General features: G+C 38.0%; 11 protein-coding genes. 4 read left to right on the top strand and 7 right to left on the bottom strand.

What is annotated here, in order from left to right:
- Positions 1-15: 15 nt before the first annotated feature.
- From truA to BM143_RS16050, 3 genes are all read left to right on the top strand, one after another.
- A complete protein-coding gene (gene truA / locus BM143_RS16060) occupies positions 16-771 on the top strand; it encodes a tRNA pseudouridine(38-40) synthase TruA (RefSeq protein WP_228430866.1) in 756 nt (251 codons plus the stop codon).
- 228 nt (positions 772-999) lie between these two features.
- Complete coding sequence (locus tag BM143_RS16055; protein WP_090025529.1) at positions 1000-1341, top strand: hypothetical protein; 342 nt, start codon at positions 1000-1002, stop codon at positions 1339-1341.
- A 288-nt stretch (positions 1342-1629) separates the two neighbouring features.
- On the top strand, positions 1630-3387 hold the full coding sequence (locus tag BM143_RS16050) for an ABC transporter ATP-binding protein (RefSeq protein WP_090025528.1): 1758 nt from the start codon (positions 1630-1632) through the stop codon (positions 3385-3387).
- A gap of 67 nt (positions 3388-3454) precedes the next feature.
- Here BM143_RS16050 and BM143_RS16045 read toward each other — a convergent pair whose 3' ends face one another.
- The 5 genes from BM143_RS16045 to BM143_RS16025 all read right to left on the bottom strand — a co-directional run bounded on the left by BM143_RS16045 (position 3455) and on the right by BM143_RS16025 (position 8008).
- Positions 3455-5239, bottom strand: coding sequence for a GEVED domain-containing protein (locus BM143_RS16045; RefSeq protein ID WP_090025527.1), 1785 nt, complete (start codon positions 5237-5239; stop codon positions 3455-3457).
- A gap of 198 nt (positions 5240-5437) precedes the next feature.
- On the bottom strand, positions 5438-6049 hold the full coding sequence (locus BM143_RS16040) for a class I SAM-dependent methyltransferase (RefSeq protein WP_090025526.1): 612 nt from the start codon (positions 6047-6049) through the stop codon (positions 5438-5440).
- A gap of 45 nt (positions 6050-6094) precedes the next feature.
- On the bottom strand, positions 6095-6697 hold the full coding sequence (locus BM143_RS16035; RefSeq protein ID WP_090025524.1) for a hypothetical protein: 603 nt from the start codon (positions 6695-6697) through the stop codon (positions 6095-6097).
- Entirely contained in the window at positions 6687-7157 is a 471-nt protein-coding gene (locus BM143_RS16030) for an RNA polymerase sigma factor (protein WP_090025522.1), read from the bottom strand. The genes BM143_RS16035 and BM143_RS16030 overlap by 11 nt, the downstream gene beginning before the upstream one ends.
- The gene (locus BM143_RS16025) at positions 7157-8008 is read right to left on the bottom strand and encodes an alpha/beta fold hydrolase (RefSeq protein WP_090025521.1); all 852 of its coding nucleotides are present in this window, start codon (positions 8006-8008) and stop codon (positions 7157-7159) included. The genes BM143_RS16030 and BM143_RS16025 overlap by 1 nt, the downstream gene beginning before the upstream one ends.
- Positions 8009-8871: 863 nt before the next feature.
- On the opposite strand from BM143_RS16025, the gene BM143_RS16020 reads away from it, so the two are divergent.
- Entirely contained in the window at positions 8872-9084 is a 213-nt protein-coding gene (locus BM143_RS16020; protein ID WP_040997349.1) for a hypothetical protein, read from the top strand.
- Between the two features lie 56 nt (positions 9085-9140).
- On the opposite strand, the gene BM143_RS16015 is transcribed toward BM143_RS16020, so the two are convergent.
- Together BM143_RS16015 and BM143_RS16010 are read right to left on the bottom strand one after the other, a co-directional pair.
- On the bottom strand, positions 9141-10433 hold the full coding sequence (locus BM143_RS16015) for an MFS transporter (RefSeq protein ID WP_034723451.1): 1293 nt from the start codon (positions 10431-10433) through the stop codon (positions 9141-9143).
- 21 nt (positions 10434-10454) lie between these two features.
- The gene (locus tag BM143_RS16010) at positions 10455-11867 is read right to left on the bottom strand and encodes a porin (RefSeq protein WP_139222059.1); all 1413 of its coding nucleotides are present in this window, start codon (positions 11865-11867) and stop codon (positions 10455-10457) included.
- Positions 11868-11918 lie beyond the last annotated feature (51 nt).

Genomic DNA, 11918 nt, shown 5'->3' with positions numbered 1-11918 from the left:
TAAATTAAAGTATTTTTGTGGAGTTATTTTAATGCATTGAGATACTTTATTGAATTTTCTTACAATGGCAAAAATTATTTCGGTTATCAGATACAGCCGGATGCCATTTCTGTACAGGAAGAACTGGAAAAAGCGCTTTCCACTATATTAAGGGAAGAAATCAAAACCACAGGTGCCGGAAGAACGGATACCGGTGTTCACGCCAAAAAAATATTTGCCCATTTCGATACCGAAAAAGAGGTGGATGTAGTCAACCTTCCTTATAAACTGAACAGTTTTCTGCCTCCCGATATCAGCATAAAAAGGATGTTTCCGGTGAAAGATGATTTCCATGCGCGTTTTGATGCGACGTACAGAACGTATGAATATTATATTTCTCTGGCCAAAAATCCGTTCACTCAGGAGTCTGCGTGGCAGCACTGGAAAAGACCGCTGGATATTCAAAAAATGAACGAAGCCTGCAAAATTCTGTTTGAATATGAAGATTTTACAAGTTTTGCAAAACTAAAAACGGACAACAAAACCAATATCTGCAAAATGTACAAAGCCGAGTGGGAGCAGGATGGAACAGAACTTAAGTTTACGGTTTCAGCCAATCGCTTTCTCAGAAATATGGTGCGTGCGATTGTAGGAACCATGGTGGAAATTGGAAGTGGTAAGATTAAGCCTGAAGATCTGCGAAAAATCATTGAAGATAAACACCGTAATGCTGCCGGAACTTCTGCTCCCGGACACGGACTGTTTCTTGTAGACGTGGGCTATGAATTTTAGTCTGAAGAGAACTAAACCTATCTGATCATTTCACCGTTTCTGTATAGTATTCTGTTTGTTCACAATACAGAAAAATTTGTTATTTTAGCGGGATAACTATTTCCATGAAAAGATTCTTTAGATCCCTTTCTTTAGCATAAAGTGTTCTCTGGTGGAAATAGAAAAGTACTGAACGTATGATGAATTCAGGAAAGGCCTGAATTTTCTGCTATGATAAAAACACGAATTATGTTATCAATTTTTATTCTTATCGGAGCCTACCGATATTACGCACAGCTTGCCGAAAGGTTCGGAAAAACAAAATGGCACTACGGGCTTTTGGCCATTGCAGTGTATCTGGGAACTCAATTGTTTTTTGGTTTTTCTTATGGACTTTATCAGGGTATCAGCGATCCGGATTCTCTGGAGGAAGTCAATTATACAGGTTTTTCTATCGTTAATATCATCAGCTGGATTATTTCCATTGCAGCTGTATATGGCGTTTATCATCTTCTTGAAAGAAAATTTGTGAAGGAGCATATGGATAAACCTTCTATGGAAATTGAAAAAATAGGGAAGGAGAATTTATAAAATTTTGATGATCTAAAGTCAGGTCACTGAGGCACTCGAAATCACCGGATATGTTGGCTTCAGGTGCCTCAGCCAACTTTTAAAATCATTAGAATAAGCCGGAGAAATTATAAACCGGAACGACTTAATCTATGGTGAAAAAGACTGAAAAACCGGGCTTGATATATTCATATTGTAAATAACCATTATCTGAAATTTTCTATAACGAATTGATGAAGTTGTAAAGGCTGTCAAATTATAAAGTCTTATTTTTGCATAGAATTTTAAATTCTTTCTTCAACCCGTACAATGAAAAAACAAGATACCTGGGGAATTGTTAAGAGGCTGTTCTTTATTGGAATGAAATTCCGTTCCTGGTTCATCCTTACTTTAATAATTTCCGTCATACTGTCCATAGTTTCTACCTACAGGCCGTATCTTACCATGGAAGTGGTAGATAATGACATCACCAAGCTGAAGGACAAGGCTTTGATGATGAAGCATATCTATATTCTGGTAGGTTTGGTTTTTGCTGAGACTATTTTAAACTTTTTCCTGGTTTATTTTTCCAACTATATTTCGCAGAACGTTATCCGTGATATTCGTGAGAGGCTGTATGCGAAGCTGATCTATTTCAGAACCTCATTCTTTGATAAAACGCCTATCGGTCAGCTTGTGACTCGTGCTGTAGGGGATGTGGAAACTATTGCTACCGTGTATACCGACGGTTTCCTAATGGTTTTCGGAGACATTTTGAGGATTGTATTTGTTTTGATAATGATGTTCAGTACGAATGTCCATCTGAGTTATATTACACTGGCAATTCTTCCTTTAATGGTGGTAATTACCAGATTTTTCCAGAAAAGACTGAAAAAAGCTTTTGGGGACGAGAGAACCTGGACGGCCAATCAGAACTCTTTTGTTCAGGAAAGATTAGCGGGAATGTCTATTATTCAGGTGTTCAACAGACAGGGTGCTGAATTTAAAAAATTTGATGATATTAATATTACGCTGAAAACTGCCTTATTGAGAACGGTTTTCATCTTCTCATTATTCTTTCCGGTGGTAGAATTGATTTCTTCATTATTCATTGGGTTTATTCTTTTCTATGGCGGATATATCACGATCAGTGCAGGTGTTGTTATTGCATTTATTCAATATATTTCTATGCTGATCCGTCCGTTAAGACAGATTGCAGACCGTTTCAATAATATCCAGAGAGGAATTGTTGGGGCAGAAAGAGTATTGGGTGTGATGGATGAAGATTACGCTATGCCGAATACGGGAACTGTAAAAAAAGATCATTTTGACGGTAAAATTGAATTTGAGAACGTACGTTTTGCCTACGATGAGAAGCAGGAAGTACTTAAGGGAATTGATTTTAAAGTAAATCCCGGAGAGACAGTTGCTATTGTAGGAGCTACAGGTGCAGGGAAATCTACAATTATCAGTTTGATCACAAGGCTTTATGATATTAATTCCGGAAGAATCGTCATTGATGATGTTGATTTAAAGGATTACGAATTATATAACCTGAGAAGTCATATCGGAGTAGTGTTGCAGGATGTGTTCCTTTTTCACGGAAGCATTTTTGAAAATCTTGCGTTTGGGGATGACAGCATTACTTTGGAAAAAATCAAAGCGGGAGCAAAGGAAATTGAAGTGGACGAATTCATCGAGCAGCTTCCGGGCGGCTATGATTTTGTGGTAAGCGAAAGAGGTTCCTCTATTTCATTAGGGCAGAGACAGCTACTATCTTTCCTGAGAGCGTATTTATCAGATCCGAAAATCCTGATTCTGGATGAAGCGACTTCCTCAATAGATCATGAAAGTGAAAAACTGATCCAGAAAGCGACAGAAAAAATTACTAAAAACAGAACCTCAATTATCATTGCGCACAGACTTTCCACCATTGAAAAAGCGGATAAAATCATTGTCATGGAGCACGGTAAAATCGTAGAAGAAGGAAAACATTTGGAACTTCTTGATCAGAACGGATACTACGCTACCTTGTATAAAGCACAGCTGAGACATGAAGTGGAACTGGAAGAAGAACAGAATTCATAGATTAATACTGATCCTATATAAAACAAAAAGAGAGCCTAGTAGCTCTCTTTTTTATTTCAATGGGTTCTTAGAATTTTAATTTCTTAGTGACCACTTTTCCATTTTCCAGAACAGCAGCTACCGTTAAAATCGTATTCTTTTCATTCACAGGAAATCTGAATTCAGAAGATTGGATATCCGTTCTGCCGGTAAGCAGTCTTCCCGAAGCATCATAAATATGAAGAGAGGAAATCTTCAGATCACTTTTTATGTATACAGAATTTTCATCTTTAGTGATTTCTGTAGTATTTACTTTGGCTACATTTTCAACTGCTAATAGACTCTGGCGGTTAATAATAACTGAATAATCTTCCACCTGTCCGTATTTTGGAGTATAGCAAGCTGTCACCGCAGTCCCGTTAAACTCTCCGATAACTCTCATTCTTAAAGCTGTGTTTGCTACAGCGGTTGCAGGAGGAGTTACTGATACTGTAGCTACAGAACCACTACTAATCCCACTTTGATTAAGCACAAGTTCGGTCGTTTCATTGAACTGCCCGTCATTGTTGTAATCGATATAAGCTTTTATAATATGTGGATTGCTGGTTCCCGGTGCAACGGTAAGGGTAGTTGCTGTACCACCGGAAATCGTAGTTTTGGAAACGCCTGCACAGTAATTTCCGGTAAAGTTTTCGTAGAAATTATTGGAAGCCTGTTTGTAGTTTGAAGAATAGTTATTGATATCGCCAAATTTTACAAAGGTTACCCCAATATTGAATCCTCCGGGATTCGTCATAGAAGCAGGAGCACAGGCTGTGGTTAAAACAGTACTGTTATTAGGCGTAGTAGAAGAAGCGACAGGAGAGTTGATCAGAGACTGTCTGTACTGCAGAAGCTGCGCTGTTGCACGGTCGGTCTGCCCGGGAGTAAATAGGTCTCTGAAGCAGTAGGTATAGGCCATGACATTTCTTTCACCACCCGCATAAGTCACGCTGGTACATGGATTGATCTGTCCTGTCTGGCAGCTGCTTGGAACCGACGAGTGATAAAGACTTTTCATCGGTTCAGTATCACAAACCAGATCTCCCTGTAATGTACAGTCGGTATTGGTAGGGCAGGCGCCAGTAGATTCGGTATAGCCTTCATGAGTATGACGAAGTCCCAGCGCATGTCCGAATTCATGGGCTAAAGTCTGCTTGTTCACTGCGGAAGCACTGGTTGCCATGAAAGAATAGTCCTTACTACCTCCCGGATAATAAGCATATCCGTTCAGTGCTCCTGCATTGGAGGTTAGTTTCTTCACGACATAGATATTGTAATATTTGCTGGTGTCCCACATCCCCAGGGCGGTGATGTCGTTGGCGGTTACTGCATTCGTGGTATTGTCATCATTAACCCCTCCGCTTACATATTTTGGAAGATGAGAGGCATTGATTCTGTTAATGCCGTTCGTAGGATCGCAGCTTGGATTCACTTTAGCAAAAACAAATTTCACGGGCAATACAGCACTGGTTCCGGCCATGCCGCTGGTTGAACTTCCGGAAAAAACGCCGTTCGTATAATTTACCCATGCAATAATATCTACATCGGATTTGTTATTCACTGTTCCTATAGCACTTCCGTCGCTTACTACATGGACCACTACCGGAATTTCATAAACCAGCTTTTTGTTGATGGTTTTAGCGAATTTTCCGCTTTTGATGAGTTTGGATATTTCTAAATTAAAAGCGTCATCCTGAGCCTTCTGTTCCGGATATCTTTCGTAATGTTTCCGCATCAGTTCATCTGTTCCGCATTCCTGAGGTTCCAGCTTCTGCGAGTAGAAATTTGTGCAGAGTAATCCTGAAACAATAATTAATAGTAGTTTTTTCATGAATATATTATTTAAATTGTGGCGTATTAAAAATAAATAAAATAATCAATAAATTGGTTGTTTTTGCAGATTATTGGTTATTAAATAGTGTAATTAGCTTTTAAAATCTAATTAAAGTGATGAATTAATATATAAATGAAAAACGTGAATTTAGTGTAAATTGCGATTAAAATTCAATAAATAAAAGCGTAGAACGTTTTATATTTTCTTAAATATACAAAACACAAAATTTTGTACAGTGTCAAAAGGTGTTGTATGATTTACGGTATGACATTTTATTTTTTCAAAATCTGATTCAAATTCAGCAGCCATTGATTGTTCGTCATACTGATGAATCTCAAGTCCGCTGCACCTGGTCGGGCCGTTTTTGGAAAAAGTTGCTATGATCATGAATCCCTGTACATTTTTCTTTGTTATGGACGTGTACTTTAGGATCTGTTCGGGTGTTGTCAGAAAGTGAAATGCTGCCCGGTCGTGCCAGATATCATAAGTTTCATCCGTATCAAATTCAGTGATATCAGCTACGATCCATTTTACCTTTTGAGCTTTATGTCCCAATCTTGCCTTTGCTTTTTCCAAAGCTTTTGATGAAATGTCGAGCACAGTGATGTTTTCATAGCCTTCATCCAGTAAAAAATCAACAAGATTACTGTCTCCACCTCCAATGTCAATGATTTTGGCATCTTTATCCAATCCACAGGAATGAATGAAATCGAGTGATGTCTGTGGTTTTTCCTGAGTCCAGCTTACCTGATCCGGATTTTTGGTTTCATATACGTTTTCCCAGTGATCTGTGTTGGTATTGCTCATCTGAATGTATTTAATGTGGGTAAAAGAACATGAATTTGATTTTTGTCAGGAAATCTCCTGTTCTTTTAACTGTTGGTTTATTTCTTCGAATTTAAGAATTAATCCATTCAGTTTTCCCTGTTGTTTCCTGATGGCTTTGGGTCTTAAATAAAACCAGTTGAAGGCTATCCATAAAAAAGTGATCCCGTACGTTAAAACAGCATACATTATTTCCATTCTTGACGCATATTCATACAAGTACAGACTGATTCCTGCAAAAAGCATGATGAAATACAGATTAAGCATCGTGGTCTGCATAAATTTCTGCTTACTCTTCAGTGAATACAGGCTCTGTAAATATTCAGCATTCGTTTGCGTGCTGTCGAGTGTATAAATAGAGCTGAACAGTTTATTATAAGCGAACAGGAAAATAACCATCGCGAGAATAACCAGTACGATTCCGATTTTGGTAGAGAGGAACTGAGGCTGATAATAATACCAGATAAATCCTATCAATAGGCTGGTGAGGATCAGCAAAATATTGGTAACCAATAATCTTCTTAAGTTTTCGTTTTTGAATTTTTTAAGCCTTCCAAGCAGTTCTTCTATACTCGGTTTCTCGGCAGTCTGCTGTTGCCAGAGGTTTTTAAAATCTATATTAGTAGCCATTTTCTTTGAATCTTTTGGTTAATTTTTCTTTTATCCTGTGAATCCTTACCCGGATATTGGATTCCGAAAGCCCAACGATCCCGGCAATTTCCGCCTGTTTTACTTCTTCCAGCTCCAGCGAAATTATGATTCTGTCCGTTTCAGGTAACTCTGAAATAAACTGATACAACAGCTGGATCTGCGGTTCCATAGACTCCTGTTTTTTTTCTTCGAGATGAATGGGAATTTCCGCTTTGGTAAATCTTTTTTCCTTCTCAATCTGTTTTAAACAGTTGTTCGAAGCAATTCTGAAAATCCAGGTTCCAATGCTGGATTCATTCCTGAATTTCGGAAGCTGCCGCCAGACAATAATGAAGGTTTCCTGAGCGAGATCCTGCGCCAGTTCAGAATTGTTTACATATCCCATGCATAAACGGAATATCTTCTGCCAGTACAGTTCGTAAATATCTTCAAATACCATTATTTAGAGGATAAAAAGTGATTCAACTGTTCAAAGTACCATTCCTTATCGTCATACATGATAAAATGAAGTCCTTTTGAAGCATACCTCATATCTGCATTTTTTAAATTTTTATATTGATTCTCAATAGCCGGTTTAAAATTAATAAAATAAGACTCCAGAAGGATAAGAGAAGGACATTGAATCGTTTTTATTTTTTCACGTAAATCTGTATTCGAGAAATCGCAGTACATTTTGGCAAAAGTAGTCCGGTCGGATTTCATGCTCCAGCCAATCACGGTTTCCTGCATAGCTGGATCAGCGACAAGACGGGGAATAGTAGCGGTTTGCATTTGTTTAAACTGTTCATCACTCATACCTTTCAAGGAATTGATTGTTGAGGTACAGTCATTATTCTCTTTAGATGTGAAATTCGGATCAGATAATGCGGCCAGACAAGGAAGTGTATCTACCACTGCTATTTTTGCAATAAGCTCCGGATAATCTGCCGCCAGTGCCATGGCCAGGCCAGCTCCCATACTGTGTCCAATGATGATGGGCTTGTCAATTTTCAGATCTTTGATGTAAGCTGCAATTTCTTTCTCCCAGTCCTTAAAACTGGCATCTGCCAATGGTGGTACGCCCGAAAATCCTTTCATGGTTAAAACATAGCAGGAAAATTTGCTATCAAATTTGGATACCGTTTCATTCCAGACTTCTCCTGAAGAAGCAAATCCGGGAATAAAAATAATGGTCTGTTTGCCGGTTCCTGTTTTTTTGACTTCAAAAGGATAGGTTTTGGTCTGCCCGAAGATATTGCATGCTGCAGCAAAAATCAAGATCAGGATAAAGAAGATTCTGTATTTTTTCATGATTATAAAATTTTAAAGTGAATATGCCTTTTAGAGACCTGCTTTTTTAAAATGTTACAAAATGTTTTAAATTATTTTCTGAATGTTGGTGAAAATGCAGCGGCGCAAAGTTTTTTATTATTTTAAAAAATTTATCAATCCGCAGTCATTGCGAGGAACGAAGCAATCTCATTAAATATATTTTTTTTTTATTTTCTGAATTTTGGTAAAACGCAACGGCGCAAAGATTTGTTTCTATTCATATGTTTTAAGACGCAAGGATTTTATCTCCGATAAAATTGATTATGTTATATTTTGGTGATGTATTATGGTACAGTTGGCAGTTCATCATCCTAGCTGAAAATCTTAGATTTTCTTGCGCCTTAAAATATCCACATTTTAATTAATCCTTGCGTCTTTGCGTTTCTCCAACAAGCTTATTTTCAAACAGTAAAAAAAATTCATCAATCATCTTTTTACTTCCTAAAAACCTTCGGCTTCAAACATAATGTATTAAAAATAGGGTCTCTTTGCTCTGTTTCAACAAGTTTTACAACAATTTTTCAGATTATTTAGCTGAAAAATATCATGTTATGTCGGATTCGTGCCACTCGTCAGAATATTTGCTTTTTCACAGTTTTTTCCTGAATTAATAGGCCTTTGATGTAAGTTTTCTATAGAATTTTTGCCATTTAAAATGTTCTGATTATTTTGAAAAAATGTAAAATCCCTATAAAATCATTAATTTCAGTAAAAAAATAGTATTTACCTGATGATTATATTGGAAAATTCACTAATTTTATTACTAATTAAGAAGATGCCCCAGCTTGCCGAAGGGGATAAAGTGTAAAGTTGAAATTTTTAACTAAAATCCAAAAATATAAATGAGCAATATACAAGATGAATTTAAAGTCTTTAAAGACGAGCTAAAAAAACTGAATATCGATGTACAGAAAGTAGTGAAAGTAGGAAACGGAAGTATGGATTTCCATGAAGTTTTTTACAAGTCTCCGAGATATCAGGAAATAAAAAGCGTGTATGTTCAGCGTCATAACCTGGACAGTATGGTAGAGAAATTTAAAAAGGCTTACCACTAAAAATAAAATGGGCGCCGCAGAGAATCTGCGGCGCCCGGTTTTTATAGCTGTTGATGTTAATCTTTATCCAGTGAAGAGTTTTCTTTTGTATCCTTCATTCCGGCATAAACTATCAGAGAAAACAGAATACATCCGGTGATATACCAGTAGAAATACTGTTCTGTTCCCGCCTGTTTGAACCAAAGGGCTACATATTCTGCCGTTCCTCCGAAAATAGCTACTGTAAGGGCATACGGAAGACCTACTCCAAGCGCTCTGATCTCAGAAGGAAAGAGTTCCGCCTTAACAACAGCATTGATGGAAGTATAGCCGCTGACAATAATAAGTGCTGCCATAATCAGGAAAAATGCAGTCCACATCGATGTGGTTGTGCTTAAAGCGGTGAGAAGAGGAACTGTAAATAATGTTCCCAGAATTCCAAAACCTAAAAGCAAAGGTCTTCTCCCGATTCTGTCCGACAATGCTCCAAATACAGGCTGCAGACAGGCAAATATAAACAGTGAAATAAATGAAATTAGGGTAGACTGTTCCTTGGTAAGATGAACGGTATTAACCAAGAACTTCTGCATGTAGGTAGTATAGGTGTAAAAGGCCAGAGTTCCTCCTAAAGTAAGTCCAATTACGGTAAGTAAGGCTTTAGGATGTTTCAGTAATTCTGTAACGGTTCCTTTTTTCTTATCATTAACCTCTTTTTTATTTTCAAAGGCTTCTGTTTCGTGAAGATTGGCTCTTAAATACAAAGCAATCACAGAAAGTAAAGCTCCGATGACGAATGGAATTCTCCAGCCCCATTCTTCAAGCTGAGTCTCCGTTAAAAGCAGTTTCTGCAAAATCAACTGAATTCCCAATGCGATCAGCTGCCCGCCAATAAGTGTTACATACTGAAAGCTTGAATAAAACCCTCTTCGGTTTTCCGATGCCATTTCGCTGAGGTAGGTTGCAGAAACACCATATTCCCCACCAACACTCAGTCCCTGCAATAGTCTTGCAATTAATAGTAGGGCAGGAGCTAAAATACCTATGGTTTTATAAGTTGGAGTAAGTGCAATAAGAAGCGAACCGAAAGACATCAGCAAAACAGAAAGCGTCATCGCTTTTTTTCTCCCTATTTTATCCGCAATACTTCCGAAGATCCAGCCTCCGATAGGACGCATCAGGAAGCCTACAGCAAAAATTCCTGCCGTATTCATCAATTGGGCATTCAGGTCGGAATCCGGGAAAAAGGAGTTGGAAAAATAAATAGCAAAAGCAGCGTAAGCGTACCAGTCGTACCATTCGACCAGGTTTCCTACGGAACCACCCACAATGGCTTTGATCCTTTGAGCAGTTGTAATTTGAGTAGTATTCATATGAGTAAGATATTAAATTTTTTAAAGTACGATTTGAAAAGACAGTAAAAATTCACCTTTTCTGTCAAAAATTGTTTTGGATGTAAGGTCATAAAGCGGTCTGCTGCTGTATTGGGCAACTATTCTTGCGTTTTGACCGTAGAGATAGAAATTAGCTCCAATGTCATAATAACTTCCACTTTGGTTAAGCGCCTTCATATCTTTCAGAGCATAATTGAAAAATGGCTGAACTTTCAGAATTTTACTGAATTTAGGAAGTACAAACCCCATTTGTGAAAACCAGATATTTCCCGTTCCCATCAAAACCCTGTTGTTTCCGGCGCCTTCCAGTGCTTTTTGTCCCATGAAATCTGCGTTGGGAGTTCCGGGATTCAAAAGACCGCTTATTCTTAAATAATTGGGACCGTAATTATAATTGTAAAAAACAGAATAGAGTGTTAATCCCATTTCTTTGCTTTTATCTCCTACAGGAAGTTCTGTATAAACATCTGCGCCTACAATATTGACATCATGAGATTCGAAAACATTTTCAGACGGCTGAGATTGCGTTGCTTCTTTATTGGTGTAAAAACCGGCACCGAGGTTCAATATTTTTTTTGTAGCTAAATTATTTCCAGGGAGAAATGAAGTCACCGTAGTTTCTTTGTTAAAAAACTGATAGAAAGCATATCCTGCGTAAGACAGTTTTCCACTTTGGTTATTGTCTACAGCTGCACCTCCGATAGCTGGTTTCAAACTGGTCGCAAATGGTTTGTTAACACTGAAACGATAATTAATCCTATCCAGTTCACCGTGGACAAAAATTCCCAGCTGTCTTGAAAACTGATCGGCTATTTCTATCATTGGAAAATTGAAAACAGGAATATCACCTGCGAGCATTTTGGTGGTACTGGCATTGGTGAGTCTGCTTACCCCATTCCAGGAGTGAAGCCCTGCGCCTAGGTATAGATTGTTTTTGTTCGGTTTTCCTGTCTGGAAATCATTTCTTGGAATAATCGCGAATTCATTGTAAGCATCATGAAAAAAGAAAGGTGCTTTTTTTCCGGCTCCGTTGTTTCCGGTACCGGTTCCGCCGCCTGAAATAAAACTCTGGTTATTGATTCCCATCTGTAAAAAGACAGAATAAAACGGAGTGACCTGGCTTTGAATGATCAGTCTCATTCTCCGGATGCTGGCATCGTAGGTTTGTTCCTGAGGAACTCCGTTCACCAGTGTTCCGGGATTGTTATCTATACTGCGGAGCCAGATCTGGCTGGAAATACCGAATTTCAGCCATTTGTCACCTTTAGCATTCAGATTGATTTTAAGCTCTCCTACATCTAATGGATTTTTCCCGGAAGAAACCTCTTCAGGGCTTTTCTTAATACTCACCGTATCCTGACCGTACATACACTGCATAACAGTAAAACTGAAAATGATAAGTAGTTTTTTCATTGGCGCTTTTATTTGCACCTAAACAATACATACATTCTGAAGAAATTCTGA

Source organism: Chryseobacterium oleae, assembly GCF_900115055.1.
Lineage (GTDB): Bacteria > Bacteroidota > Bacteroidia > Flavobacteriales > Weeksellaceae > Chryseobacterium > Chryseobacterium oleae.
This window is presented reverse-complemented; position numbering and strand designations above follow the sequence as displayed.